A 25952-nucleotide genomic window follows, 5' to 3' on the forward strand; every position below is an offset into this window, starting at 1 on the left:
GGCCGAAAGCGGCAACGGGTGTTCAGTTTTCGAGAAGACTTGCACCCGTCCAGCGGCCGTCGCGAACGAGGCTGCGGGCCGTGTCGGCCACCACCACGCGCGTGGCCAGCGCGGCCGGCGAGAGCTCGTCGTCCGACAGGCTCACGAGCAGGTTGCGCCGGCCCACGTGGGCATCGGCGATCTGCGTGAGCTCGAGGTCGTCGCGGTCGTGGCGCGCGGTGGCGGCGCCGGGCTGCACGGTGGCGCCGTAGCCGGCGCGCACCGCGTCCATCAGCAGCGCGAGGCCGTCGACCTCGGCCACGATGTTCGGCTGCACGCGCGCGCGCAGGAAGGCCGCCATCAGCGTGGCGCGCAGGCCGTGGCTGCCGCTCGGCAGGATCAGCGGCACCTCGGCCAGCTGCGAGAGCCGCACCTTGGTGCCCATGGGGCGCTTGGCGAGCGTGGGCGAGGCGACCACGAAGAGCTTTTCCGCCAGCAGCGGCGAGACGCTCCAGCGCCGCGGCGTGTCGGTCTGGAACAGCACGGCCAGGTCGAGCTGGCGCGCATGCAGCATGGTCGTGAGATGGCCCGACAGCGCCTCGACCATGTGCAGCCGCACCTCGGGATAGCGCTCCTGCATGGCGCGCATCAGCGGCACGCCGAGCACGGTGGCGGTGGTGGGCGCGAGGCCCACGCTCACGTGGCCCGACAGCCGCGCCTGCTGCGCCGCGCGCACCGCGTCGTCGGCATGGCGCAGCGTGAGCTGGGCCTGCTGCAGGAAGGCCAGGCCGGCATCGGTGGGCGTGACGCCGGTGGAGCTGCGCTGCAGCAGGCGGGTGGCGAGTTCGCTCTCGAGCCGGCTGATCTGCTGGCTCAGCGCCGAGGTGACCACGCCGAGCTCGACCGCCGCGCGGCCCATGCTGCGCAGTTCGCAGACCTTGACGAAGTAGCGCAGTTGCCTCAGTTCCATGCGCGCATCATCGCGCAGGCGCCGCCTCGCTCGCGCCGCGGCGCAGCAGCAACCATCCGAACAGCGGGGCGGTGACGTACATCGCCACCGAATACACCGCGGCCGGCAGCGCGAGCTGGAAGCTGCCGAGCACGCTGACCGCGACGAAGATCGCCAAGGTGGAGTTGTGGATGCCGATCTCGTAGCTGATGGCGGTGGCCAGCGGCTTCTCGAGGCCCGCGGCGCGGCTCAGGTAGTAGCCCGCGAGCAGGCTCAGCACATTGAACAGCACCACCGGCAGGCCGATCTCGGCGAAGGTGGCGGCCATGGTCTTCCACTCGTTCGCGATCGCCAGCACCGTGACCACCGCGAGCACCACGCCGCTGAAGATCTTGGTCGGCTTCTCCATGCGCGCCGCGAAGCCGGGCCGGCGCGAGGCCACGAACATGCCGATGGCCACCGGGATCAGCACGATGGCGATCACCTCGACCAGCTTGCGCGTCTGCAGCGGCACCACCTGGCCGCTCTGCGCGAAATGGTGGATGGCCCAGTTGGCGATCAGCGGCAGGGTGACGATCGACAGCAGCGTGTTGACGGCCGTGAGCGAGATGTTCATGGCCACGTTGCCGCCGAACAGGTGCGAGAACAGGTTGGCCGAGATGCCGCCGGGCGAGGCCGCGAGCAGCATGAGCCCGATCGCGAACACCGGCGAGAGCCCGAAGCCGACGATGATCGCGTAGCAGGCCAGCGGCAGGCCGATGACCTGCAGCAGCAGCGCGATGGTCACGGCCTTCGGATGCCGGAACAGGCGCCGGAAGTCGTCGAGCGAGAGCGACAGCCCGAGCCCGAACATCACGAGCGCGAGCGCGCCGAACAGGAACCGGGTCACGATGAGCGTGGCGTCCATGGGTCTTGTCTCCTCAATCGTTCTTCTGGATCTAAAAAAATGGCTGCCGGCCCCCGTCGCGCGGGTGCTGGCAGCCTGGGAAACCGGGATCGACGCGTCTTAGTTTTTGTAGCTGTCGTCGATGCGGTCGAGCTTGCGGATCAGCGAGGGCCAGACGAACATGCCGCCGAGGCCGCCGCTTTGCACCTTCATGGCCTGGCCCACGCCTTCGATGATCTGCGGGTTCACCTGCGTGAGTTCGCTGCCGCCCGACTGGGCCGCGATCTGGATCTGGCAGGTGTTCTCGAAGGTGTACATCGAAAGGAACGCATCGGCAATGGTCTTGCCGCAGGTCAGCAGGCCGTGGTTGCGCAGCATCAGGAAGTTGGCGTGGCCCATGTCGGCCTGCAGCCGCGGCTTCTCGTCGTCGCGGAAGGCCACGCCCTCGTAGTCGTGGTAGGCCAGCGAGGCCAGCACGAAGGTCGACTGCTGGCTGATCGGCAGCACGCCGTTCTTCTGCGCGCTGACCGCGATGCCGGCCTTGGTGTGCGTGTGCAGCACGCACTGGATGTCCTCGCGCGCGGCATGCACGGCGCTGTGGATCACGAAGCCGGCCGGGTTCACGGGGTAGGGCGAGTCGATGATCTTGTTGCACTGCTGGTCGACCTTGACCAGGCTCGAGGCCGTGATCTCGTCGAACATCAGGCCGTAGGGATTGATCAGGAAGTGGTGCTCGGGGCCGGGCACGCGCGCGCTGATGTGGGTGAACACGAGGTCGCTCCAGCCGTACAGCGCCACCAGGCGGTAGCAGGCGGCGAGGTCGACGCGCAGCTGCCATTCCTCGGCGGAGACGAGCTTCTGGACTTCGGTTGGTGTGGTGGCATTCACTGGGTGATGTCCTTGGGAGGTTGTTGAATTCGGGCAGCCGGACGCAGAGGGCGCGAAGGTTTCGCGAAGGACGCAGAAGAAGACATCAAAAAATTTCTTTTGAATTTTTCGCGCTCTTCGCGGAACCTTCGCGTCCTCTGCGTCCTGATGTCCGCTTTCGACGGCGTATCAAACCGCAGCCGGCTCCTTCAGCGCCGCCTTGTAGATGCTCTGCTTCGGCTGCGCCATCACGCGCCGCAGCAGCGGCTCGAATTCGGCGATCGGCAATGTCTCGGCGTTCGGGTCGAAGGCCGGGTTGTCGTAGAGCGCGCAGAACTCGGCCGTGCGCTCGTAGTGGGGATGGTCCTTGAAGTTGTCGCGCAGGTCGCGGTCCAGGCCGATGTGGTGGAAGAAGTAGTGGCCCTGGAAGATGCCGTGGTTCTGCACCATCCAGTGGTTGGCCTCGCTCACGAAGGGCTTGAGGATCGCGGCGGCGATGTCGGGATGGTTGAAGCTGCCGAGCGTGTCGCCGATGTCGTGCAGCAGCGCGCACACCACGTACTCCTCGTCGCGGCCGTCGCGCAGCGCGCGCGTGGCGGTCTGCAGCGAGTGGGTGTAGCGGTCGACCGGAAAGCCGCCGTAGTCGCCCTCGAGGATCTGCAGGTGCTTGATCACGCGTTCCGGCAGGCCGCGCGTGAATTGCATGAATTCGCCGCCGATCAGTTGCCAGTCCTCGCGCGTGCTGTCCTGCATGGTCTTGAAGCTTGCCCGTGCATTCATCGTTGTCGTCTCCGGTGGGTCTCTCGTTCGTGGGTGAGGGCACTGTAGACCCGTGCTTGACGCTCAACTGTCAAGAATTTGACAATTGAGGCTGCTGGTAAACCCCGCCCGCGCCTGTCGCCGACTTGTCTCGCGCCACCGGCCTCCCCCCTTTTCCGTCACCGCCACACCGCATGCCCGCACCGTCGAAACCGCGCCTGTCCGCCGCCCACCGCGCGGCGATGGAGTCCAACCCCTGGTTCATGAGCATGCCGCGCGCGCAGCGCGAGACCTGCTGGGCGCGGCCGAGCTGATCCACCTGCGGCGCGGCGCCATGGTGTTCCGCCAGGGCGATCCGGTGATCGCCGATGGCGGCTTCTTCGGGTTGGCCGCGGGCACCATCAAGATATCGTCGCTGCGCCAGGACGGCCGCGAGGCGATCCTCGCGGTGCTCGAGCCCGGCAACTGGTTCGGCGAGATCACGCTGATCGACGGCTCGCCGCGCACCCACGACGCCACCGCGCTCGAGGCGCTCGACCTGCTCGTGATCTCGCCGCAGTCCTTCGGCCAGCTGATGCGCGACGTGGTGTTCGCCAACGCCATGGCCGCGATGCTGGCCGCGCGCGTGCGCATGCTCTACGGCCTGGCCGAGGACGCCACGCTGCGCAGCCTGCGCGCGCGTGTCGCGCACCGGCTGCTGGTGCTGGCGCGCGGCGATGCCACGCAGTCGCAGCACACGCGCCAGCGCGTGGCGCTGCCGCAGGAGGCGCTGGCGATGATGCTCGGCGTGACGCGCCAGACGCTGTCGAAGGAACTGAATGCGCTGGCGGGCGAGGGCGTGGTCGCGCTGGGCTACGGGCGCATCGAGCTGGTGTCGCTCGACGCGCTTCAGCAACTGGTGCGCGCCGGCTGAACGCGCCGGCCCAGCAGCGCCACCGAACAGGCCGCCGCGACGACGATCGCCACGGCCACGGCCATCACCGCGAAGAAGGCCTGGTCGAAGGCCATGTGCGCGAGCGCCACGAGCTGCGTGCCGATCTGCGCGGGCAAGGTCTCGGCCGCGAGCAGCGCGCCGTCGATGCCGTCGCGCGCGGAGGCCGGCACCGCCAGCGCGTCGGGAATGGCCAGCGTGGCCGTGTAGGTCGACGAGAGCACGCTGCCGAGCAGCGCGATGCCGAGCACGCCGCCGAGTTCGTACGACACCTCCTCGATCGACGCGGCCATGCCCGCATGCTCGGCCGGCGCGTTGTTCATGATCGCGTTCGAGGCCGCCGTGATGGTCGCGCCCACGCCCAGGCCCAGCAGCACCAGCACCGCGAGCTTGAGCACGCCCGTGGCATCGACGGCCAGCGCCAGCCCGCACAGCGAGAGTGCGGTGGCCAGCAGGCCGCCGAGGATCAGCGGGCGCGAACCGGTGCGCGGCAGCAGCATGCCCGCGAGCGGTCCCGCCACGAAGGCGGCGAGCGGCACCGGCAGGATCGTCAGGCCGGCCTGCAGCGGCGAGAGGCCGCTCACCAGCTGCAGCCGCTGGCTGAACACCAGCTCGACGCCGATCAGCGCCACCGAAGCCACGATGGCCGCGATCACGCCGCCCGAGAAGTACGGGTCGCGGAACAGCCGGAAGTCGACCAGCGGGCTCGCACTGCGCCGCTGGCGGCGCGCGAACAGCGCCATGGCCAGCAGGCTCGCGATGGCGCTGATGCCCAGCGCGAGGCCCGAGGGCACGGGCTTGGCGAATTCCTTGATCGCCAGCACCAGGCAGACCAGCGCGACGAACACCTGCACCGAGCCGACGACGTCGAAGGGCTTCGGGTGCGCGCTGGCGCCCGCGCGCCGCCCCGGCAGCAGCCAGGCGCCGAGCACCAGCGCGAGTACCACCACGGGCACGTTGATGAGGAACACGGAACCCCACCAGAAGTATTCGAGCAGCACGCCGCCGACCACCGGGCCGAACGCGGCGCCGCCCGAGGCGACCGAGGCCCAGACGCCGATGGCGACCGCGCGCTCGCGCTCGTCGGCGAAGGCGAGCCGGATGATGGCCAGCGTGGCCGGCATCATCATCGAGGCGCCCACGCCCAGCAGGCCGCGCGCCGCGATCAGCGCACCGGGGCTGCCGGCATAGGCGGCGCACAGCGAGGCCACGCCGAACACGACGAGGCCCGCGAGGAACATGCGCTTGTAGCCCACGCGGTCGCCGAGCGCGCCCATGCCGAGCAGGAAGCCCGACACCACCACCGTATAGGCGTTGACGATCCAGAGCTTCTCGGACGAGGAGGCCGCGAGGTCGTGCGTGAGCGTGGGCAGCGCCGTGTAGAGCACGGTCATGTCGACCACGATCAGGAGCAGCGCCATCGAGACGATCACCAGGGTGATCCATTTCCTGAACACGGGATTCATCGCTCAGGCCTCCAGTTGCTTGAGCATCGTGACCGAGATCGGCACGCAGCCGCGCGCCTCGAAGAAACGATGCGCGCCCCGGTTGTCGATGCCGCTCTCGAGGAACAGGCGCGCGATGCCGCGCTGCCGCAGTTCGGCGCAGACCCAGTCGAACAGCTGGCCGCCGACGCCGGCCGACTGGAACGGTGCGTCGACCACGAGGTCGTCGAGCGTGGCGAAGGCGCGCGCGGCGCGCCGGGCCTCGTCGATCGACACCAGCGCGATCGCGGCCAGTGCGTCGCCGGCATGCGCGGTCGCGATCAGCGAGGCGGCCGTGGCCGGCGGCAGCGCGAGCGTTTCGCGCAGTTCGGCGCGCAGCACATCGGGCAGGTCGCGGCGCCATTCGCCGGGCGCGACGGCGCGCGCGCCCTGCAACTCGGAATGCGAGATGTAGCGCGGGCTCAGCTGGCGCATGAACAGCGCGGCGATGGCGGCTTCCTGCGCGGGGTCGTGGCACCAGTTCAGGGTGAGGGGGGCGGTGGGGATGCGGGGCATCGCGAGACGGGAGATCGGCATGCGAACGGACTTCTTTCTTCCCGGGCTAGGGCGGGGTCGCCTCGCCTGGAGTCCCGATCTTGCTTCACTAGAATGGATGAATAAAGATGAAATCCATCTGAAAAGTAGATAAGAAGGCGAGCGCCATGGAGTGGACCGTCGATCAGCTGCGCCAGTTCGTCACCACCGCCGACTGCGGGATCGTTCTCGGCGGCCGCGCGCCGGCTCGGCAAGGCGCAGTCGGCCGTGAGCACCGCCATCGGCCTGCTCGAGGCCGACCTCGGCGTGGCGTTGTTCGACCGCTCGCGGCGCAATGCGCAGCTGTCCGAGGCGGGACAGGTGCTGCTGCTCGAGGCGCGCGAGCTGCTGCGCCAGGCCGAGCAGCTCGACCAGCGCGCGCGCTCGCTGCACGACGGCAACGAGGCCGCGCTCTCGATGGCCTTCGACGAGGCGCTGCCCTACACCGCCATCGCCACGCTGTTGCGAGAGATCTCGGTGAAGTACCCGAGCCTCGAACTCACGCTGCTCAACGGCACCGCCACCGAGGTGGCCGACTACGTGGAGCAGGAGCGTGCCAGCGTGGCCTTCCATTTCGACCGCGGCCCGGCGCGCGCCTGCTTCGAGCTGCGCCGCATCGGCAGCGTGCCGCAGGGCGTGTTCGTGGCGGTCGACCATCCGCTGGCCGACGGCCGCACCGTGCGGCGCAAGGACCTGGTCGGCCACCGGCAACTGCTGATGCATGCGGACGACGTGCACGAGGTGGCCTACAGCCCGCGCGTGTGGCGCTCCGACAGCTTCTACAGCACGGCCGAGATGGTGGCCGACAAGCTCGGCTGGGCCGTGCTGCCCGTCAACATCGCGCATTACGAGGGCTACCGCCAGGCCCTCAAGGAACTGCCGTGCCCCGCGCTGGCGCTGCCGCGGCTGTCGGTGCGCATGCTGTGGCTGCAGGGGCGGCCGCTGGGCGCCACCGCGCGCTACGTGCAGCAGCGCTTCGCGGAGCTGCTGCTCGACAGCACGGCCTGAGCCGCTGCGCGGCTTCGCCCCGACCTTCCTGAACCGATGCATTCCGCCCGCGGGCGGCGGCCTGCGCGCGCCTGCCCGATGGCCGTCTCCCGTGGCATGGCTCTTGCGAAGAAGTAGCCCGATGGGAAACTTATTCACCAAAACTGGGCAACTCGTCTACAGGATTCAGCCCTGAAACGGTGGATATTGCTTCTCAGGGAAAGCGATATGTTTCCCATTGGGAAACAAAAACTAATCTTCGCCCAGCTTCACCGCCCGTGCACGAAAACGGGCAACCCACGCCGCCACCGCCCCCGAGGCGGGCGGTCCCCGTCAGCAGAGCCATCAACCTCGCATCGGAGAGCCACCACCATGAATCACCCCGCAAATCCCGCGCTGGCCCAGGAGGGACGGTCGGCCGAGACCGACAGCTCCGAAGTCAGCCGTGTCGTGTTCGCCAGTTCGGTCGGAACCATCATCGAGTGGTACGACTTCCTGATCTACGGCACCGCCGCCGCGCTGGTCTTCAACAAGATCTTCTTTCCGGCCGACGACCCGCTGATGGGCACGCTGGCCGCCCTGGGCAGCGCGGCCGTGGGCTTCTTCGCGCGGCCCTTCGGCGGCGCGGTGTTCGGCTACTTCGGCGACCGGCTGGGCCGCAAGTCGATGCTCTTGCTGACGCTCGCCATCATGGGGCTCGGCACCTTCGCCATCGGCCTGCTGCCGACCTACCAGCAGATCGGCATCTGGGCGCCGATCCTCTTGATCGTGCTGCGCATCGTGCAGGGCATCGGCCTGGGCGGCGAGTGGGGCGGGGCGGCGCTGATGGTGCTCGAGCATGCGCCGAAGCGCCGGCGCGGACTCTGCGGCAGCCTGGTGCAGGTCGGTTTCCCGATCGGCCTGATCCTGTCGGCGGGCGTCTATTCGATGGTGTCGACCTTGCCCGAAGAGGACTTCATGGCCTGGGGCTGGCGCGTGCCCTTCCTGCTGAGCGTGGTGCTGGTGGCGCTCGGTGCCTTCATCCGCACGCGGGTGTCGGAGTCGCCGGTGTTCCTCGAGATGAAGGCCAAGAAGGAGATCGCGCGCAATCCCTTCGCCGAGGCGGTGTTCCGCGATCCGAAGAACTTCCTGATCGCGGTCGGCCTGAAGATCTGCGAGGTCTCGTGGGTCTACATGCTCACGGTGTTCATGGTGGTCTATGCGACCAAGAACCTGGGCCTGCCCAAGGAGATGCTGCTCAACGCGATCATGGTCGCGGCGGCGATCGAGGTGGTGACGATTCCGCTGTTCGGCTGGCTGTCGGACATCATCGGCCGTCGCCCGTTCTACTTCGCGGGCACGCTCTTCACCATCGTCTTCGCGTTCCCGCTGTTCTGGCTGGTCGACACGCGCGATCCGTGGATCATCATCGCCGCGACCGCGGTGGCGCTGAGCTTCGGCCACGGCCTGATGTTCGGCCCGCAGGCCACCTACTTCCCCGAACTCTTCGGTGCGCGCGTGCGCTACACCGGTGCCTCGTTCGGCTTCCAGGTGTCGGCCGCGCTCGGCGGCGGACTCGCGCCGATCCTCGCCACCCTGCTGGTGGGCAAGCTCGGCGGCACCGCGGGCGTGTCGATCATGCTGATCGGCCTGGCCTGCGTGACCCTGGTGGCGGCCTTCTTCGCGCACGAGACGCGCGACGACTCGGTGCGCAACTTCTGAGCGCGGCGCCCCACGACTTTCCATCCAGAACGAAAGACCCGCGAATGCACATGACCTTCCTGCTCTACGAGGGCATCGAACCCGTGGACCTCGCCGCCATCGGCGTGGTCTCGATGGCCCGGCGCGTGATCCCCGAGCTCGGCTACGAGACCGTGTCCTTCGACCGCGCGCCGGTCACGCTCGCCAACGGCCTGCAGGTGCTGCCGAGCCGCAGCTTCGAGGAGGTGCGCGAGGTCGACGTGCTGCTGGTGCCCGGCGGGCCCGGCTGGCGCGCCGCCTCGCAGGATGCGCGCGTGCTCGCATTCGTGCGCCGCGTCGCGCCCGCGGCGCTGGTCTGCTCGGTCTGCACCGGCGCGATGATCCTGGCCGAGGCCGGCGTGCTCGACGGCCTGCGCGCGACCACCAAGTTCGAGGTGGTGCCGCCCGAGACCTCGCCGCTCGACGAACTGCGGCAACGCCATCCGGCGATCCGCACCGAGCCCGCGCTCGTGGTCGACAACGGCCGCGTGGTCACGGGCGGTGGCGTCACGCTGTGCATCGACGCCACGCTGCACCTGATCGAGCGGCGCTTCGGCCCCGCGCCCGCGGCCGAGGTGGCCCCGGATCATGGAATACGGCGCCGCGCGCGAGGCCAATCGGCTGCGCTTCGCGGGCTGAGGTTCAAGTCATTTCCAGGAGTTGCCCGTCGGGAAACATCGGTCCAAAGCTGGTGCCACCCGTCGCGGAGACGTCCCATTCCCCACCACCCCATCCACAGGAGTCACACACATGTCCGCCGTCTTCAAGGAACGCCTCTCCGGCAAGCTGCAACCCACCATCGGTGGTTCCGTCTACGTCGATCCCGCCACGCTCGAATGGCGGCCTTCGCAATTCCCGAAGATCCAGATGAAGGTGCTCTACCGCGACGACGCATCGGGCGAGATGACGGTGCTGCTCAAGTGGGAGCCGGGCGCGGTGCTGCCGTTCCACAGGCATCCCGAGATCGAACAGAGCTGGGTGCTCGAGGGTTCGTTCTCGGACCACGACGGCATCTGCCGCGCGGGCCAGTTCGTCTGGCGCCAGCCGGGCTCGCTGCACGAGACGCGCTCGGACGAGGGCTGCACCATCCTCGCGATCTACCGCAAGCCCAATGTGTTCTTCAACGCGGCGGGTTTCGAGGCCGACAAGAACTGAGTCGTTCTCGCGCGGTGCCGACCATCCGGGCAACCGGATGTGCCGGGCGGTAAACCGGTTCCGTTAAATTCGGAGCATGGTTGCTTCAAAGAAAACCGCCCGGCCGTCCAGGCGCGCGGCGGCCCCCGCCGTTCCTGCCGTCGCAGCGGCCCCCGCCGAGGTGCCGGCCCACGTGGACCTCGGCGTGCGCCTCAAGCAGCGGCGCCTCGAGGCGGGCCTCACGCTCGCGGCGCTGGCCGAGCAGGCCGGCTTCGGCAAGGCCTATCTCTCGCGCATCGAGAGCGGCCAGAAGGTGCCGCCGATCGGCTCGCTCGCGCGCATCGCGAGCGTGCTGGGCATCGAGGCCGCGAGCCTGCTGACCGACAACGCGCATGCGCAGCAGAGCTGGCGCGGCGTGAGCCTGGTGCGGCATGCCGACAAGCGCCCGACCGTGATGGGCGGCAGCGCCTTCGGCTACGACTACTTCGCGCTGACCGACGCCACCACCGACCGCGCGCTGCAGCCCTTCCTGTTCACCTTTCCCGACAAGGTCGACAAGTTCGTGTTCTTCGAGCACGAGGGCGAGGAGATGATGCACGTGCTCACGGGCCGCGTGGAATGGCAGGTCGGCGGCGACAAGTTCATCCTCGAGCCCGGCGACACCCTGCATTTCGACGCGCGCATCCCGCACCGCGGGCATGCGCTCGCGGGACCGGCGACGGCGCTGGTGGTGATCTATTCGCCCGTGGGCTACCACCCGAACCTGGCCTGAGGCTTCAGCGCAGCACGCGGCCGTCCGACGAGATGCTGATCAGGTCGATGCTGCGCACGTTGTCGCGCAGTCCCGGGCGCAGGTTGATGCGAAAGCCGCCGACGTCGTAGTCGGTCATCGCGCTCATCACGCGCTGCAGGCTCTGCGGCGTGAAGCTCCGGCCCGCGCGGCGCACCGCCTCGCCCACGGTCTTGGCGGCGATGAATCCCTCGAGGCCCTCGTACGAGGGCGCCTGGTCGGAGTTGTCGACCGCGGCGCGGTACTCCTTGACGATCGGGATCGCCGAGGGCCGCGGCGAGGGCACGACCTGCGAGATCACGATGCCGCCGATGTCCTTGCCGAGCTCGGCGTAGAGCGGGTCGATGCCCACGATCGAGAAAGCCATGAAGCTGCCGGTGTAGCCGCTCTTGCGCAGCGCACGGATGGCATTGGCCGTGGTGCCCGAGAGCGACACCAGCACGATGGCCTGCGGCGCGGGCTTCTGCACCGCCTTGAGCGCCTCCTCGAGTGCCTTGCCGCCGCCCGCGGGCACCAGCGCGGTGGCGACCAGCGGCGGCAGCTTGAGTTCGGTCACGGCCTGCTGCACCGCCGCGAGCCCGGCGTTGCCCATCGCGTCGTCGTCGCCGACCAGCGCGATGCGGGTCTGCCCCACGGTGGCGCACTGGCGCACGATCTTCAGCGCCTCGTCGATCATGCCGGGGCGCACATGGAACACGTTGGGATGCGCGGGGCCGCGCAAGGTGTCCGAGGCCGCGAAGGGCGCGAACAGCAGGCTGCCCTGCTGGGTGGCGACCTCGGCGCCGGCATTGCTGCTGGCGGTGCCGACGAAGCCGAACAGCATGTCGGCCTTGTCGCGCGACAGCAGGGTGCGCGCGTTGGTTGCGGCGCGCGCGGCATCGTAGCCGTCGTCGAGCTGCAGCAGCTTGAGCTGCAGGCCGCTGGCGGCATTGCGCTCGTTGAAGTCGCTCACCGCGAGCCGGCTGCCGGCCGCGAAGGCCAGGCCGATCTCGCCGGCCGTGCCGGTCAGCGGCACCGATTGGCCCAGCAGCACCACGCGGGCACCGGCGGCCACGGCCGCGCGAGGGGTCTGCGCGAACGCGCGGGGCAGGGCACTGCCCAGGGTCAGCAGGGCGCCGGTCTTCATCAGCCACTGTCTGCGTGCGTCGTTCATCGAACACCTTTTGCTCAAAATAGTAAAAAAGTGTAGCAATTTGGATGCCCGGCGGGAAGTTTTTGCGCCCTGCAGAATCGCCGCCATGAACAAGATCGTCGTGCTGGCACTGGGATGTGCCGTGGTGGCCGGTTGCACCGACCTGGCCAGGAACCGGGCGCCGGAGCCGCCGGAGGTAGGTTTCTCGCCGGGCGGGACCGGGACGCCGACGCTGGAGGTCGCCGCGCCGCCCACGATCGCAGCCCCTCCCATGGCGGATCCGACGCCGGCGCGCCGGCCTGCGCCAGTGTCCGATGCGCGCGTGCTGCAGCGCGCGATCCCGAGCTATCCCTCGCAGCTCGCCGAGCAGGGCGTGGCGGGCACGGTGGTCGCGGCCTTCGACGTGAACCCCGAGGGCCGCGCCGATCGGATCCGGATCGTCAGCTCGCCGCATCCGCTGCTGTCGCAGGTGGTGACGAAGTCGCTCGAAGCCTGGCGCTTCGAGCCGCGCGCGCGACGCGAACGGCCAGGGCCTGCGCAGCGCGATGCGGCTGCCGTTCCGCTTCGTGGTCGAGGACTGACGCAGGGCGCGCTCAGGCGCGCTCGAACACCAGGTCCCAGACCCCGTGGCCCAGCTTGAGGCCGCGGTTCTCGAACTGGTCAGCGGCCGGTAATCGGGCTTGGGCGCGTAGTCGGCGGCGGTGTTGCGCAGCAGCGGCTCGGCCGACAGCACCTCGAGCATCTGCTCGGCATAGGGCTGCCAGTCGGTGGCGCAGTGGATGTAGCCGCCGGGGCGCAGGTGCCGCGCGAGCTTGGTCACGAACTCGGCCTGGATCAGCCGGCGCTTGTTGTGGCGCTTCTTGTGCCAGGGATCGGGAAAGAACACGTGCACGCCGGCCAGCGTGGCGGGCTGCAGCATGTGGTCGAGCACCTCGACGGCATCGTGCGCGCAGATGCGGATGTTCGGGATGCTCTGCTCGCCGATGCGCTTGAGCAGCGCGCCCACGCCGGGCTCGTGCACCTCGCAGCAGAGGAAGTTGGTGTCGGGCCGCACGGTCGCGATGTGGGCCGTGGCCTCGCCCATGCCGAAGCCGATCTCGAGCACGGTCGGCGCCTCGCGGCCGAAGGCCGCTGCCAGGTCCAGCGCCTGCTCGCGGTAGGGCAGCAGGAACAGCGGGCCCAGCTCGGCGAAGGCGCGTGCCTGGCCGTCGGTGGTGCGGCCGCCGCGCTTCACGAAGCTCTTGAGGCGGCGGTGCAGGGGATGGGGCTGGGGGCTGTCGCCCGCTGCGTCGTCGGCGGGCGGAAGGTCGTGGGACACGGTGTCGGGAAAGGTCATTGCGGCCGCGAATTGTAGAGAGCGCGCCAGGCGGGCACCCAGCCGGCCAGCGCCTCGGCGCACGAGGCCCCGCCAGCGGGGCCCAGGCCGAGCACGCGCGCGGCCGCCTCGAGCGCGGCGCGCGCGGCCTCGGGCGTGGCGGTGTCGAAGGCGGCCGCGCCGTTCTGCTTCGAGAGCTTGTGGCCATCGGCGCCGCGCACCAGCGGCGTGTGCAGGTAGCTCGGCGTCGGCAGGCCGAGGGCGCGCTGCAGCAGGATCTGGCGCGCGGTGTTGTCGGCCAGGTCCTCGCCGCGCACCACGTCGCTCACGCCCTGGTCGGCATCGTCGACCACCACCGCGAGCTGGTAGGCCCAGGGGCCGTCGGCGCGGCGCAGCACGAAGTCGCCGACCTCGCGGCTCACGTCCTGGCCTTGGTCGCCGAGGCGGCGGTCGGTCCAGTGGAGTTCGCCCGGCGCCGCGGCCTCGAACTTCTGCGTGGCGAAGCGCCAGGCGCGCGCGGGCTTGCCGTGCAGGCCGTCGCGGCAGGTGCCGGGATAGACGCGCTCGCCATGACGCTCGTGGCGCTGGCCGAGCCGCGCGAGCGCCTCGTCGATGTCCTTGCGCGAGCAGCCGCAGGGATAGGCGAGGCCGCGTTCGCGCAGGCGCGCCAGCGCGGCCTCGTAGCGCGCGGTGCGCGCGGTCTGCCACGCGGGTTCCTCGTCGGGCAGCAGCGCGCAGTCGGCGAGCTGGCGCAGGATGCGCTCGCCCATGCCCGGCAGGCAGCGCTCGGTGTCGGCGTCCTCGATGCGCACCAGCCAGCGCGCTCGCGGGCCTTGCGCGCGCACGTCGAGCCAGCTCGCGAGCGCGGCGACCAGCGAGCCCGCGTGCAGCGGGCCGGTGGGCGAGGGAGCGAAGCGGCCGACGGGAGGCATGAAAAAACGGCAAGGGGCCGCGGCCGGCCCCGGCACGCGAACTACAGCGCCGCGAGCGCGAGCGACAGGCCCGAGACGAAGGCGTCCTCGACGCGGTGGCCGATGCACCAGTCGCCGGCCACGCCGATGCGCGCCTTGGCGTCCCACAGGTGGCTCTGGCCCACCGGCACCTGGGTCTGTGCCTCGGCCCAGCACAGCGCCTGCGCATGGGCCGGCGTGGCATGGATGCCGGTGATCTCGGAGAAGGCGCGCAGCAGCTTGGCCTCGATGCGCGGCGCGTCGTCGCGCAGGTGTTCCTGCGACCAGGTGGCGCTGGCCTGCAGGGTCCAGCGCTCGATGCGCTCGCGCCCGGGCTTGGACGATTCGCGCGCCAGCCAGGCCACGCGGTGGTGCGTGCTGCGCGCGGCATTCCATTGCGGGCCCAGGTGCGACATGGTCGGCTGGTTGGCCTGCGGGAAGGCGATCATCAGCGTCCAGCACGGCGCGATGCGCACCGGCTCGACCTGGCGGCTGATGCCGCGCGACAGCTTGCCGTCCTCGAGCAGCGCGCGGGCGCGCGAGGGCGGCACCGCGAGCAGCACCGCGTCGAAGCCCGAGTACACGCGCTGCGAGTCGCCGGCACCGGCGGTGCGCAGCTGCCAGCGCGCGGCATCGAGCGCATCGGGCTCGATGCGCGTGACCTGCGTGCCGGTGACCAGGCTGTCGCCCAGCGGTTGGGCCCATTGCGCCACCAGCGAGTCCATGCCGGGCTGGGCCACCCAGTGCGATTCGAGCGAGGGCAGCGCGGCCTCGGCCACGCGGCCGTGGGCATCGAGCACGCGCACGAGGTTGGCGCTCCAGCGCCGGCACAGACCCGGCACGGTCTCGAGTGCCTGCGCGAAGCGCGCGTCGCGCACGGTGAAGTACTGCGCGCCGCTGTCGAAGCGGCCGAAGGCGGTGTCGACGCTGGCCATGCGGCCGCCCGCGCCGTCGCCGCGCTCGAACACGGTGACGCGGTGACCGGCCTGCACCAGCGTGCGCGCGCAGGCCACGCCGGCCATGCCGGCGCCGACGACGGCGTAGTGGCGCGGCGCCGTGGCGGCTGTGTCGGAGGCTGTGTCGGGGGAGGGGGCCGGGCTTCGGTGGCGGTCTGCCTTGGCGCGAGGACGAGTGGTCATTGCTGGACCCTTTTCTTGTGACGAGGTGAAGACGGTTGGATGCTGCGCCGACTCTAACCCGGTCTGCGCGCGCGCCGCAGCCACCCTGGGGCAAACGACGATGCGCGCCCCCGAGGCATCAGCGGCCGCGGTGCCGCTCGAGCAGCGCGCGCCGCGTGCCCTCGTGCTCGAACTGCGCGAGCCACCATTCGAGCGCGCGCCCGGGCTTGCCCGCCGCGCGCACGCGCCAGGCGCAGTGCATGCTGCCCAGCGGCGGCTGGCGCTCGGTGCGGCGCTCGACCAGGTGGCCGGCCTCGATGTAGGGCCGCGCCATCGGCTCGGGCAGGAAGCCGCCGCCCAGGCCGTGCAGCTGCGCCGCGAGCTTGGCCTGCATGGTCGGCACGGTCAGCACGTCCTGCCCGCCGACCAGGTTGACCGTCATGCCGGGACTGCTGCGCGCCGAGTCGGCCGCGGCCACCGCGCGGTACTGGCGCAGCACGGCGTCGCTCAGCGGTTCCTCGAGCCGCGCCAGCGGATGGTGCGGCGCCACCGCGTAGATGAAGCGCAGCTCGCCCAGCGGCAGGCTGCGCAGGCCGGTGGCGGTGAAGGCCAGGCTGGCGGCGTCGAGCACCGCGCCGATCGCGAGGTCGGCCTCGCCGCTGGTCAGGGCCTCGATGGTGCCCAGCAGGGTCTCGTCGCGCAGCTTCAGGCGGGTCGGCGGCTCGAGCGCGAAGAATGCGGTGGCGAGGTCGAGCAGCGGATCGCGCGCGATCACGCTGTCGACCGCGATCGTGAGCATCGGCTCCCAGCCGGTGGCCACGCGCTTCACCCGGTTGGCCACGGCATCGATCTCGCCGAGCAGCCGCGCCGCCTCGCGCAGCAGCTCGGCGCCGGCCTCGGTCAGCTTCGCCTGGCGCGCGCTGCGGTCGAACAGCAGCACGTCGAGCGCGTCCTCGATCTGGCGCACGCGGTAGCTCAGCGCGCTGGGCACCAGGTCGAGCGCGCGCGCCGGCGGCGGCGAAGCTGCCGGTGTGGGCCACGGTCTGCAGCATGGCGAGCGCATCGGGGGTCAGCACGTCGCGGGGGCTGGGCATGATCGCGGCTCCATTGATCAAAAAATTTGAATGATGCCATCAAAGCGCGGCGCTTTTCACTCGGGGGCACGGGCCTAAAGTTCTTCCCATCCGCTGCGCATCCGGCGCGGCATACGAAGAAGGCCGAAGATCCCCACGGGTCCGGCCCAAGGAGTCCGAAGATGTTGCAAGTCCGTAGATCCCAGGAACGCGGTTATGCCGACCACGGCTGGCTGCGCTCGTTCCACAGCTTTTCCTTCGCCAACTACTACGACCCGGCCCACATGGGCTTCGGCAACCTGCGCGTGATCAACGAAGACCGCGTGGCCGCGGGCGCCGGCTTCGGCACCCATGGCCACAAGGACATGGAGATCATCAGCTACGTGCTGTCGGGCGAGCTGGCGCACAAGGACAGCATGGGCAACGTGGAGTCGATCCCGCCGGGCGACGTGCAGCGCATGAGCGCCGGCCGCGGCGTGATGCACAGCGAGTTCAACCACAAGGCCGACGAGACCACGCACTTCCTGCAGATCTGGATCCAGCCCAACGTGCGCGGCATCGAGCCCGGCTACGAGCAGAAAAACTTCGATGCCGCCGAGAAGCGCGGCAAGCTGCGCCTGGTGGCCTCGCCCGACGGCGCCGACGGCTCGGTGACGGTGCATGCCGATGCGCGCCTGTTCGCGGGCCTGCTCGATGGCGACGAGAGCGCGAGCCTCGCGCTCGACCCGAAGCGCAAGGGCTACGTGCACCTGGTGCGCGGCGAGCTCGAGGTCAATGGCCAGAAGCTCGCGGGCGGCGACGCCGCGCTGCTCGAAGGCGAATCGCGGCTGACGCTGGCCGGCGGCAAGGACGCCGAGGTGCTGGTGTTCGACCTCGCCGCCTGATGTTCCCGCGGCCGGGCGAGGGCCCGGCCTTTTCTCAGCGACCCGTTCCTTTCATTCCATTCAACACAACCGAGGAGTTCGAACCATGACAACCACCACCACCCCCAACGGCGCGCAGGACACGCTCGCGCTGATCGGCCGCATCCTGATCGCCTACCTGTTCATCCCGGCCGGCATCGGCAAGCTCATGGGCTTCGGCGGCACCGTGGGCTACATCAGCTCGGCCGGCCTGCCGCTGCCCGAGGTGGCGGCCGCGGTCGCGATCGTCATCGAACTCGGCCTGGGCATCGCGCTGCTGCTGGGCTTCAAGACCCACTGGACCGCGATCGTCATGGCCATCTTCACCGTCGTGACCGCGCTGTTCTTCCACAAGTACTGGGCCGTGCCCGATGCGATGAAGATGATGCAGCAGATCAACTTCAACAAGAACATGGCCATCGCCGGCGGCCTGCTCGCCTTCGCCGCCTTCGGCCCCGGCCGCTTCAGCATCGACAAGCGCTGAGCCGCGCCCACCCATCCACCACGAGGAGCAAACCGAACATGGCCAACATCGTCATCGTCTTCCATTCCGGCTACGGCCATACCCAGCGCGTGGCGCAGGCCGTGGCCGACGGCGCCGGCGCGCAACTGCTCGCCATCGACGCCGACGGCAACCTGCCCGAGGGCGGCTGGGAAACCCTGGCCGCGGCCGACGCGATCATCTTCGGCTCGCCCACCTACATGGGCGGCGTGAGCTGGCAGTTCAAGAAATTCGCCGATGCATCGTCGAAGGTCTGGTACACGCAGGGCTGGAAGGACAAGCTGTTCGCCGGCTTCACCAACAGCGCCACCATCAACGGCGACAAGGTCACGACCCTGACCTACCTCTGGACGCTCGCGATGCAGCACAGCGGCATCTGGGTCAGCATGGGCATCCTGCCGACCAACAACAAGGCCGCCACGCGCGATTCGACCAACTACATCGGCGGCTACGGCGGCCTGCTGACGCAGTCGCCCTCGGACGCGAGCCCGGCCGAGATTCCCCGCGGTGACCTCGACACCGCGCGGTCTTTCGGCGAGCGCGTGGCCGCGGTGGCAAGATCGCGCGGCTGACCACCGCCTGCGCGGGCCGCCCCCGGCCCGGGGCACCCACGGAGAGAACACGATGACCGCCGCCACCCCCACCACCCGTTTGCTGCAACCGCATGACAAGGACCTGGGGGGCGGCTTCAACGTGCGGCGCCTGCTGCCCGCGGCCGTGCGCCGCTCGGTCGGCCCCTTCGTGTTCTTCGACCATTTCGGCCCGGCCACCGAGCAGCCGGGCAACTCGCACGACGTGCGCCCGCATCCGCACATCGGCCTGGCCACCGTCACCTACATGTTCGAGGGCGCGATGATGCATCGCGACAGCATCGGCAGCGTGCAGGAGATCCTGCCGGGCGCCATCAACTGGATGACCTCGGGCCGCGGCATCGTGCACTCCGAACGCAAGCCCGAGCGCCTGCTGGCCGAGAGCTTCGTGAACCACGGCCTGCAGCTGTGGGCCGCGCTGCCGCAGGCCCATGAAGAGGTCGAGCCCGCCTTCGAGCACACCGCAGCCGATGCGATTCCCGCGCTGTTCGAGCAGGGCGTGGGCGTGCGCGTGCTGGTGGGCGAGGCCTTCGGCAAACGCTCGCCGGTCACGACCTTCTCGCAGACCGTCTACCTCGACATCGCGCTGCCGGCCGGCGCGAGCTTCGCGCTGCCCGCGCTGGCGCCGAGCTCGCGGTCTATCCGATCGACGGCGACATCGGCCTCGACGGCGTGGCCGTGCCGATGCACACCATGGCCGTGCTGCCCGACGGGCAGGGCGCCAACCTCACGGCGCCGGTGACCGCGCCAGTGCGGCTGGTGGTGATCGGCGGCGAGCCGCTCGACGGCCCGCGCTACATCACCTGGAACTTCGTCTCGAGCCGGCGCGAACGCATCCTGCAGGCCGGCGAGGACTGGGCCGCGCAACGCATGGGCCACGTGCCCGGCGAGACCGAGTTCATTCCGCTGCCGGGCAAGCCCTTCGGCGTGCGCGAGCCCGACACGGGCAGCACGCCCACCTGAACTCGTTGCGCGGCTACAGCGCGAGCTTGTAGCCCTCGTGGCTCGCCACGAAGCCCAGCTTCTCGTAGAAGCGATGGGCATCGGGCCGGCGCTTGTCGGTCGTGAGCTGCACCAGCGCGCAGCCCCGCTCGCGGCAGCGCGCGATCGCCCACTCGAACATGCGCTGGCCCAGGCCCGCATCGCGCCGCTGCGACGCGATGCGCACGGCCTCGATCTGGCCGCGCCATGCGCCCTGGCGCGCGATGCCCGGGATGAACGAGAGCTGCAGCGTGCCGACCACCGTGTCGCCCTCGGTCGCGACCACGAGCTGCTGGTTGGCATCGGCCGCGATGGCCTCGAAGGCGGCGAGGTAGCGCGCATCGATGGCATCGGCCGCGGGGCTCGCGGCCTCGCGTTCGCGGCCCAGCGGATCGTCGGCGAGCAGGGCGACGATGGCGGCCAGGTCGGCGCGCGTCGCGGTTCTGAAAACTATAGGGTTCACTTGTGAAACTTGTTGCATCGTTCGCGCGCAAGGCGGCGCGAAATGCCATCGTCCGATAGTAAAGTGCGCCCGCCGCGAGGGAGGGAACACCGGCCCCGCGACCCACAACCACAACGACGTTGAAGAAAGCGAGCGAGGCGAGATGGCGATTCAGAAGACTCCGGAAACGGCCCCGGGCGAATACGGCGACCTGTTCGAATTCCTGATGAAGGAACTCAAGCTGTTCCAGCGCAAGCTGCTGGTGATGCTCAAGCACGTGAAGACCGGCGAGTCGCAGGTCTACAAGCAGGCCTGGTACGACTTCCACCTGAAGGACCGCCTCACCGCGCTGCTCAAGGCCGAGGACTATGCGGCCGTCGCGCAGCTGCCGATCAACAAGGCCGGCCAGACCGGCATCTACATCGAGACGCGCTACGTGAAGTCGGGCGAGGTGGTGGGCTTCCAGCTGGTGGAAGCGCGGCCGCACGAGGGCGGCCGCTATGTGGGGCTCACGCCGGCCGCGGTCTATACCGAGGCCGACGGGCGCCGCGTGCTGGCCTTCGCCGAAGGCCTTTAACTACTTGCCGAGCGTCACCGCTTCGGCCGGTGGCGCACCGTCGGGCGCATCGGGCAGCAGCTGCGACTTGCGCCGCGAGCCGCGCCAGGCCGAGTAGCCGACGCCGATCAACAGCAGCACGCACAGCCCGATGAAGGTGCCGCTGATCGGGCGCGTGATGAACACCGACATGTCGCCGCGCGAGAGCAGCAGCGCGCGGCGGAAGTTCTCCTCCACCATCGGCCCGAGCACGAAGCCCAGCAGGATCGGCGCGACCGAGAACTCGAGCGACATCAGCAGCGCGCCGATGATGCCGAACACCAGCACCTCCCAGATCTGGAACAGGCTGTTCTGCGTGCTGAACACGCCCACCGCGATGAAGAACATCGCCGCCGGGAACAGGTATTTGTAGGGCACCTTCAGGAGCTTCACCCAGACGCCGATCAGCGGCACGTTGAGCACCACCAGGATCACGTTGCCGATCCAGAAGCTGGCGATCAGGCCCCAGAAAATGTCCGGGTGCTCGGTGATCAGCTGCGGGCCGGGCTGGATGCCCTGGATCAGCAGCGCGCCGAGGATCAGCGCCATCACCGCGTCGCCCGGGATGCCCAGGCTCATGGTCGGGATGAAGTCGACCTGCGTCTTCGAATGCGCCGAGGCCTCGGGCCCGGCCACGCCTTCGATCATGCCGGTGCCGAAGGCCGCGGGCGTCTTCGACACCTTGCGTTCGAGCGCATAGGCGATGAAGGTGGTGATGGTCGGGCCGGTGCCCGGCATCGCGCCGAAGATCGTGCCGACGATGGTGCCGCGGATCATCGCGGGGAAGGCGCGCTTGAGCTCTTCCCTGCTCGGGCGCATGTCGCTGAGCTTGAGCGTGCCGGTGTCGCCGATGCTCTTCATGCGGTTCACGTTGAGCAGGAAGTCGGCCACGCCGAACAGGCCCATCGAGATCGCGACCAGCTCGAGGCCGTCGCTGAGCTCGGGCAGATCGAAGGCGAAGCGGAAGCTGCCGCTGTTGACGTCGGTGCCGACCACGCCGCACAGCAGGCCGAACACCGTCATCGCCACGCCCTTGAGCGCCGAGCCGCGCGACATGGTCGAGCCCGCGAGCAGGCCCAGCATCATGATCGAGAAGATCTCGGTCGGGCCGAACTTGAACGCGATCTGCACCAGCAGCGGCGAGGCGAAGATCATCACCACGATGCCCACCGAGGCGGCGAAGAACGAGGAGATCATCGTCACGCCGAGCGCCACGCCGCCCTTGCCCTGCTTGGTCATCGGGTAGCCGTCGAGGCAGGTCACCGCGTGCGGCGGATGCGAGGGCATGTTCATCAGGATGGCGCCGATCGCGCCGCCGTACTGCGAACCGTAGAAGATGCCGGCCAGCATCAGGATGGCGGGCACCGGATGCATCACGTAGGTGAGCGGCAGCAGGATCGAGATGGCCTGCAGCGCGCCCATGCCGGGCAGCACGCCGATGAGGTTGCCCACCAGCACGCCGAAGAAGGACCAGAGCAGGTTGGAGCCCTGGAACGCGACGCCGAAGCCGAACCAGAGGTCGTGGAGCGATTGTCCGATCATGGTCTCAGCCTCCCCACTGGAACAGTGGCAGCTGCAGGCTCAGCGCCCACCAGAACACCACCACCGCGATGACCATCATCGCGAGCGCGAGCAGCAGCGCCTCGCGCAGCGTGTTGTCGCGGTCGCCGAGCGCCGAGATGAACACGATCGCGAAGGTCGCGGGCAGCAGCCCGCCGTACTCGCCGAGCAGCAGGAACGAGAGGATGCCCAGCACGATGCAGACGCAGCCGCGCAGGTCGGGCAGGCCCGAGGGATGGCCGTGCGAGACGGCGGCCTCGGGTGCCGGTTGCTGGCCGCGCGCCGAGATCACCATCAGCAGGCCGATGAAGGCCAGCAGCAGCCCGAGCGCGACCGGGAAGAAGCCCGGTCCCATGTGCGCGAGTTCGCCGACGCGATAGCCGTAGCCGGCATAGGCGGCGGCCAGTCCGACGATCACCATCAGGGCTCCGCCGTAGTAGTCTTTCTTGAATGTCGATGGGGCGCGCGATGCCTGCGAGGCCGCGCCACCACCCGTGCTGTGCTGCATATGTCTCCTTCGGGCTGAAGCAATGCAGTCTAGGAAGCGGGGCTTTCAATCCCCTTTCGCAACACGCTTGCAAGGGCCTTCGAGGCCCAAAATACGTGTTATCACGTACGGGCGAGCGGCAAACGGAGGATCGCGCGCAGGCCGCCGCCGTTGGCGCTCTCGGGCATGTCGGCGCTGGCCAGCACGATCTCGCCGCCGTTGCGCCGCGCATAGCCGCGCGCGATGGTGAGGCCGAGGCCGGCGCCCTGCATCGCGGGCGCGCCCGGGGCCTGCGAGGCCGGGTCGCGCTGGAAGCGCTCGAACACGCTGGCGCGCCGCTCGGGCGCGATGCCGGGGCCGCTGTCGCAGACCTCGGCCAGCGCCTGCGAGGCATCGCGGCGCACCGTCACCGTGATGTTGCCGCCGCGCGGCGTGTACTTGATCGCGTTGTGCACCAGGTTCGCGAGCAGCTCGTGCAGCTCGGCGGCATGGGCGCGCACCGGGATCACGGGCGAGGCCGCGTCCTCTTCCTCGTCGGGCGCGACGAGGCCCTCGGTGGCGGTGTCGCCGCGCGCGTCGACCCAGCCCAGGTCCTGGTCGTGCTCGCGCGCAAGCGGCAGGTACTGCAACACCACGGCGCGCGCGATCGCGTTGAGGTCCACGATCCCGGGCGCGGCGGCTTCGGTCCCGCCTTCGTGCGTCGCATGCGCGAGCGCCAGCAGCTGTTCGCTCAGGCGCCGCGTGCGCGCGAGCTGCGCGACGATCGCATGCAGCGATTCGCGCATGCGCTCGGGGTCGGTCTCGCGCACCGCGTAGCCGACCTGGATCGACAGGATGCCCAGCGGCGTGCGCAGCTGGTGCGAGGCATCGGCGAGGAACTGCGAATGCTCGGCCACCATGCGGCGATGGCGCCCGATGTGGTGGTTGACCGCGTCGACCAGCGGCACCACCTCCTGCGGCACGCCGGCGGGATCGAGCGGCTGGATGTCGTCGCGCGCGCGTTCGCGCAGCGACCGGCGCAGCCGCTCGAGCGGGCGCAGGGTCCAGGCCACCCCCAGCCACACCAGCAGCGCCATCACCACCACCATGCGAGCGGCGCGCAGCAGCTCCTGGCGCAGCGATTCGTCCTGCGCGCGCCGGCGCGGGCCGGTGCCTTCGGCGGCCTGGATCAGCACGGTGTAGGCGCTGCCCGCGTGGCTGTTGTAGACCGTCTGGCGCAGCGCGGTCACGCGCACCGGGTGCTGCTGGTAGGTGGCGTCGTAGAACACCGGCGCGCCCTCGGGGCCGCCGCCGCGCGGAGGCGGAGGGGGCAGGTCGGGCACGCCCATCAGCGTCTCCTCGGTGCCGGTCTCGCCCCGCACCACCGGCGCCGCGCCCACGTGCAGGTACTTGTAGCGCAGGTGGGTCGACTCGAACATCGCCTGCACCGAGAACGCCTCCTGCACGCGCACGCTGCCGTCGCTCGCCACCACGATGCCGTTGGCCAGCGCCTGCACGGGCTCGAGCAGGCTCTGGTCGTAGGCGTCCACCAGGCTCTCGGTCAGCGCCTGGTAGTCGCTCCAGCTGTCGAGCGCGAGCAGCGCGACCATGCCCGGCAGCAGCAGCGCCAGCAGGCGCGCGCGGATGCCGAAGCGCCAGCTGTCAGTGGGGGACGGAGACGGTGCCGGCGCGTGCGGGTCCATCGGCGATGCCTTCGAGCATGTAGCCCAGCCCGCGCACGGTGACGATGCGCACGTCGCTGTCGGCGAGCTTGCGCCGCAGCCGGTGCAGCACCACCTCGATCGCATCGGGCCCGGCGGTGCTGTCGTTGGTGAACACCTTGCCGAACAGCTGCGACTTGCCCACCGGCGAGCCGCTGCGCATGAGCAGCGCGCTCAGGGCCGCATGCTCGCGCGGCGTGAGCGCCAGCAGCGTGCCGCGCAGCGTGAAGGCGTGGCTCTCGCCGTCGTAGGCCAGCGAGGCGCACTGCAGCCGCGGATGCTGGCGGCCGCGGCTGCGCCGCACCAGCGCGGTCAGCCGCGCCTCGAGCTCGACCAGCTCGAAGGGCTTGGTGAGGAAATCGTCGGCGCCCAGGTGCAGGCCGCGCACCCGGTCCTGCAGCGCGCCCTGCGCGGTGAGGATCAGCACCGGCGTGCGGTCGTCGGCGTTGCGCATGTCGGCCAGCACCGAGAGGCCGTGCTTGTCGGGCAGCCGCAGGTCGAGCACCACCGCGTCGTACTCGGTGCCGGCCATCAGGGCCTCGGCGGTGCGCGCGTCGGGCGCATGGTCGGTGACGAAGCCGCCCTGCGTGAGCGCGCGCACCAGCCAGGAGGCCATGTCCAGTTCGTCTTCCACCAGCAGGATGCGCATCGCGGGGCGGTCGGCCTATCGTTTCTTGTGGAGATCGGGGTCTTCGGCGGCGCGCGCGCTGGCCTTGGCCGCGCGGGCGCTGAGGTCGGGCGCGAGCGCCTCGCGGCCGTCGAACACGAAGCAGTCGCCCCGGTAGTGGGCGCCGCCCACCAGCTCGAAGTACTTGAGGATGCCGCCCTCGAGCTGCAGCACGTTGTCGACGCCTTCCTCGCGCATCAGGATCGCGGCCTTCTCGCAGCGGATGCCGCCGGTGCAGAAGCTCACCACCGTCTTGCCCGCGAATTCGGCGCGGTGCGCGCGCAGCGCGGGCGGGAACTCGGTGAACTTCTCGATGCGCCAGTCGATCGCGCCCTCGAAGCTGCCGTGGTCGACCTCGAAGGCATTGCGCGTGTCGAGCAGCGCGATCTCGCGGCCCGCGTCGTCGTGGCCCTGGTCGAGCCAGCGCTTGAGCGTGGGCGCGTCCACGCCCGGCGCGCGGCCGGCCGCGGGCTGGATCGCGGGATGGTCCATGCGGATGATCTCGCGCTTGAGCTTGACCAGCATGCGCCGGAACGGCTGGGCGGCGGACCAGCTGTCCTTGGTCTCGAGGTCGGCGAAGCGCGCATCGGCACGCACGCCAGCCAGGAAGTCCGCCATCGCGCCGGGCTCGCCGGCCAGAAACATGTTGATACCCTCGGGCGCGATCAGGATCGTGCCCATCAGCCCGAGCGCGCGGCTGTGGTCCAGCAGGCGTTCGCGCAGCACGGGGCCGTCGTCGATGGCCACGAACTTGTAGGCCGCGATGTTCAATATCTCTTGGGTCTCTTGCACGGCGGGAATTCTAGGCGCCGCAGGTTGACCCGTTCCTGACTCGGGCACTCCCGAACGGTCGGCCGCCCGGGTGTCAATAGGGGCCGCGCCAACTCACATCGTGGAGGCCCGCCTTCCTACAATGGCC

At 69.9% G+C, this 25952-nt stretch carries 24 protein-coding genes and 5 pseudogenes; 12 read left to right on the forward strand and 17 right to left on the reverse strand.

Annotation, left to right across the window (positions count from 1 at the left end; all coding sequences use genetic code 11):
- Nucleotides 1–22 precede the first annotated feature (22 nt).
- The 4 genes from ACHMXE_RS24795 to ACHMXE_RS24810 form a co-directional block, all read right to left on the reverse strand.
- The gene (locus tag ACHMXE_RS24795) at nucleotides 23–949 is read right to left on the reverse strand and encodes a LysR substrate-binding domain-containing protein (RefSeq protein ID WP_296785194.1); all 927 of its coding nucleotides are present in this window, start codon (nucleotides 947–949) and stop codon (nucleotides 23–25) included.
- 7 nt (nucleotides 950–956) lie between these two features.
- Complete coding sequence (locus tag ACHMXE_RS24800) at nucleotides 957–1835, reverse strand: bile acid:sodium symporter family protein (protein ID WP_203201448.1); 879 nt, start codon at nucleotides 1833–1835, stop codon at nucleotides 957–959.
- A 99-nt stretch (nucleotides 1836–1934) separates the two neighbouring features.
- Nucleotides 1935–2702, reverse strand: coding sequence for a class II aldolase/adducin family protein (locus tag ACHMXE_RS24805; protein ID WP_203201447.1), 768 nt, complete (start codon nucleotides 2700–2702; stop codon nucleotides 1935–1937).
- Between the two features lie 168 nt (nucleotides 2703–2870).
- Complete coding sequence (locus tag ACHMXE_RS24810; RefSeq protein ID WP_395351950.1) at nucleotides 2871–3461, reverse strand: HD domain-containing protein; 591 nt, start codon at nucleotides 3459–3461, stop codon at nucleotides 2871–2873.
- A gap of 313 nt (nucleotides 3462–3774) precedes the next feature.
- On the opposite strand from ACHMXE_RS24810, the gene ACHMXE_RS24815 reads away from it, so the two are divergent.
- Complete coding sequence (locus ACHMXE_RS24815) at nucleotides 3775–4353, forward strand: Crp/Fnr family transcriptional regulator (protein WP_395351952.1); 579 nt, start codon at nucleotides 3775–3777, stop codon at nucleotides 4351–4353.
- On the opposite strand, the gene ACHMXE_RS24820 is transcribed toward ACHMXE_RS24815, so the two are convergent.
- Together ACHMXE_RS24820 and ACHMXE_RS24825 are read right to left on the reverse strand one after the other, a co-directional pair.
- Entirely contained in the window at nucleotides 4329–5837 is a 1509-nt protein-coding gene (locus ACHMXE_RS24820; protein ID WP_395351954.1) for an MFS transporter, read from the reverse strand. The two genes, ACHMXE_RS24815 and ACHMXE_RS24820, sit on opposite strands and share 25 nt — an antisense overlap.
- A 3-nt stretch (nucleotides 5838–5840) precedes the next feature.
- The gene (locus ACHMXE_RS24825) at nucleotides 5841–6392 is read right to left on the reverse strand and encodes a GNAT family N-acetyltransferase (RefSeq protein WP_395351956.1); all 552 of its coding nucleotides are present in this window, start codon (nucleotides 6390–6392) and stop codon (nucleotides 5841–5843) included.
- 125 nt (nucleotides 6393–6517) lie between these two features.
- Between ACHMXE_RS24825 and ACHMXE_RS24830 the strand changes: the two are divergent.
- The 5 genes and pseudogenes from ACHMXE_RS24830 to ACHMXE_RS24850 all read left to right on the forward strand — a co-directional run bounded on the left by ACHMXE_RS24830 (nucleotide 6518) and on the right by ACHMXE_RS24850 (nucleotide 11001).
- Nucleotides 6518–7397: pseudogene (locus tag ACHMXE_RS24830) on the forward strand (LysR family transcriptional regulator).
- Between the two features lie 351 nt (nucleotides 7398–7748).
- Entirely contained in the window at nucleotides 7749–9077 is a 1329-nt protein-coding gene (locus ACHMXE_RS24835) for an MFS transporter (protein ID WP_395351958.1), read from the forward strand.
- 113 nt (nucleotides 9078–9190) lie between these two features.
- A pseudogene (locus tag ACHMXE_RS24840) lies at nucleotides 9191–9580 on the forward strand (DJ-1/PfpI family protein); the annotation flags it as partial.
- A 265-nt stretch (nucleotides 9581–9845) separates the two neighbouring features.
- Nucleotides 9846–10250, forward strand: coding sequence for a cupin domain-containing protein (locus ACHMXE_RS24845; protein ID WP_203201440.1), 405 nt, complete (start codon nucleotides 9846–9848; stop codon nucleotides 10248–10250).
- A gap of 160 nt (nucleotides 10251–10410) precedes the next feature.
- Nucleotides 10411–11001 carry a helix-turn-helix domain-containing protein gene (locus ACHMXE_RS24850; RefSeq protein ID WP_203201439.1) on the forward strand — a complete coding sequence of 197 codons (591 nt, stop codon included), beginning with the start codon at nucleotides 10411–10413 and terminating at the stop codon, nucleotides 10999–11001.
- Nucleotides 11002–11005: 4 nt separating this feature from the next.
- Here ACHMXE_RS24850 and ACHMXE_RS24855 read toward each other — a convergent pair whose 3' ends face one another.
- On the reverse strand, nucleotides 11006–12172 hold the full coding sequence (locus tag ACHMXE_RS24855) for an ABC transporter substrate-binding protein (RefSeq protein ID WP_395351961.1): 1167 nt from the start codon (nucleotides 12170–12172) through the stop codon (nucleotides 11006–11008).
- 85 nt (nucleotides 12173–12257) lie between these two features.
- Here ACHMXE_RS24855 and ACHMXE_RS24860 point away from each other — a divergent pair, with 85 nt between their 5' ends.
- The gene (locus ACHMXE_RS24860; RefSeq protein WP_395351963.1) at nucleotides 12258–12791 is read left to right on the forward strand and encodes a TonB family protein; all 534 of its coding nucleotides are present in this window, start codon (nucleotides 12258–12260) and stop codon (nucleotides 12789–12791) included.
- Here the strand turns inward: ACHMXE_RS24860 and trmB are convergent.
- The 4 genes and pseudogenes from trmB to ACHMXE_RS24880 form a co-directional block, all read right to left on the reverse strand.
- Nucleotides 12745–13487, reverse strand: a pseudogene (trmB, locus tag ACHMXE_RS24865) (tRNA (guanosine(46)-N7)-methyltransferase TrmB). The gene ACHMXE_RS24860 and the pseudogene trmB overlap by 47 nt on opposite strands.
- Nucleotides 13484–14398 (reverse strand): tRNA glutamyl-Q(34) synthetase GluQRS, encoded by a 915-nt coding sequence (gene gluQRS, locus ACHMXE_RS24870; RefSeq protein ID WP_395351965.1) that lies wholly within the window; start codon nucleotides 14396–14398, stop codon nucleotides 13484–13486. Before gluQRS ends, trmB begins: the two are co-directional and overlap by 4 nt.
- Before the next feature lie 41 nt (nucleotides 14399–14439).
- Entirely contained in the window at nucleotides 14440–15555 is a 1116-nt protein-coding gene (locus tag ACHMXE_RS24875; RefSeq protein ID WP_395351967.1) for an NAD(P)/FAD-dependent oxidoreductase, read from the reverse strand.
- Nucleotides 15556–15673: 118 nt separating this feature from the next.
- Nucleotides 15674–16628: pseudogene (locus ACHMXE_RS24880) on the reverse strand (LysR family transcriptional regulator).
- 161 nt (nucleotides 16629–16789) lie between these two features.
- On the opposite strand from ACHMXE_RS24880, the gene ACHMXE_RS24885 reads away from it, so the two are divergent.
- The 4 genes and pseudogenes from ACHMXE_RS24885 (at nucleotide 16790) to ACHMXE_RS24900 (ending at nucleotide 19564) form a co-directional block, all read left to right on the forward strand.
- Entirely contained in the window at nucleotides 16790–17491 is a 702-nt protein-coding gene (locus ACHMXE_RS24885) for a pirin family protein (RefSeq protein WP_203201433.1), read from the forward strand.
- 85 nt (nucleotides 17492–17576) lie between these two features.
- A complete protein-coding gene (locus tag ACHMXE_RS24890; RefSeq protein WP_395351970.1) occupies nucleotides 17577–17993 on the forward strand; it encodes a DoxX family protein in 417 nt (138 codons plus the stop codon).
- A 38-nt stretch (nucleotides 17994–18031) separates the two neighbouring features.
- Nucleotides 18032–18583 carry a flavodoxin family protein gene (locus ACHMXE_RS24895; protein ID WP_395351972.1) on the forward strand — a complete coding sequence of 184 codons (552 nt, stop codon included), beginning with the start codon at nucleotides 18032–18034 and terminating at the stop codon, nucleotides 18581–18583.
- Nucleotides 18584–18635: 52 nt separating this feature from the next.
- Nucleotides 18636–19564: pseudogene (locus tag ACHMXE_RS24900) on the forward strand (pirin family protein).
- Between the two features lie 13 nt (nucleotides 19565–19577).
- On the opposite strand, the gene ACHMXE_RS24905 reads toward ACHMXE_RS24900, so the two are convergent.
- The gene (locus ACHMXE_RS24905) at nucleotides 19578–20045 is read right to left on the reverse strand and encodes a GNAT family N-acetyltransferase (RefSeq protein ID WP_395351974.1); all 468 of its coding nucleotides are present in this window, start codon (nucleotides 20043–20045) and stop codon (nucleotides 19578–19580) included.
- Nucleotides 20046–20187: 142 nt separating this feature from the next.
- Between ACHMXE_RS24905 and ACHMXE_RS24910 the strand changes: the two genes are divergently transcribed.
- Entirely contained in the window at nucleotides 20188–20601 is a 414-nt protein-coding gene (locus ACHMXE_RS24910; protein ID WP_093344353.1) for a hypothetical protein, read from the forward strand.
- On the opposite strand, the gene ACHMXE_RS24915 is transcribed toward ACHMXE_RS24910, so the two are convergent.
- The 5 genes from ACHMXE_RS24915 to ACHMXE_RS24935 all read right to left on the reverse strand — a co-directional run bounded on the left by ACHMXE_RS24915 (nucleotide 20602) and on the right by ACHMXE_RS24935 (nucleotide 25825).
- Nucleotides 20602–22161: a tripartite tricarboxylate transporter permease gene (locus ACHMXE_RS24915; RefSeq protein WP_395351976.1), complete on the reverse strand. Its 1560-nt coding sequence runs from the start codon at nucleotides 22159–22161 to the stop codon at nucleotides 20602–20604.
- A 4-nt stretch (nucleotides 22162–22165) separates the two neighbouring features.
- Nucleotides 22166–22687 (reverse strand): tripartite tricarboxylate transporter TctB family protein, encoded by a 522-nt coding sequence (locus ACHMXE_RS24920; protein WP_281080675.1) that lies wholly within the window; start codon nucleotides 22685–22687, stop codon nucleotides 22166–22168.
- Between the two features lie 101 nt (nucleotides 22688–22788).
- On the reverse strand, nucleotides 22789–24348 hold the full coding sequence (locus tag ACHMXE_RS24925) for a sensor histidine kinase (protein ID WP_395351978.1): 1560 nt from the start codon (nucleotides 24346–24348) through the stop codon (nucleotides 22789–22791).
- Nucleotides 24308–25015, reverse strand: coding sequence for a response regulator (locus ACHMXE_RS24930; RefSeq protein ID WP_395351980.1), 708 nt, complete (start codon nucleotides 25013–25015; stop codon nucleotides 24308–24310). The genes ACHMXE_RS24925 and ACHMXE_RS24930 overlap by 41 nt, the downstream gene beginning before the upstream one ends.
- 15 nt (nucleotides 25016–25030) lie before the next feature.
- Nucleotides 25031–25825, reverse strand: coding sequence for a sulfurtransferase (locus ACHMXE_RS24935; RefSeq protein WP_281080673.1), 795 nt, complete (start codon nucleotides 25823–25825; stop codon nucleotides 25031–25033).
- Nucleotides 25826–25952: the final 127 nt, after the last annotated feature.

The sequence above is a fragment of the Variovorax sp. UC122_21 genome (assembly GCF_044056785.1).
Classification (GTDB): domain Bacteria; phylum Pseudomonadota; class Gammaproteobacteria; order Burkholderiales; family Burkholderiaceae_C; genus Variovorax.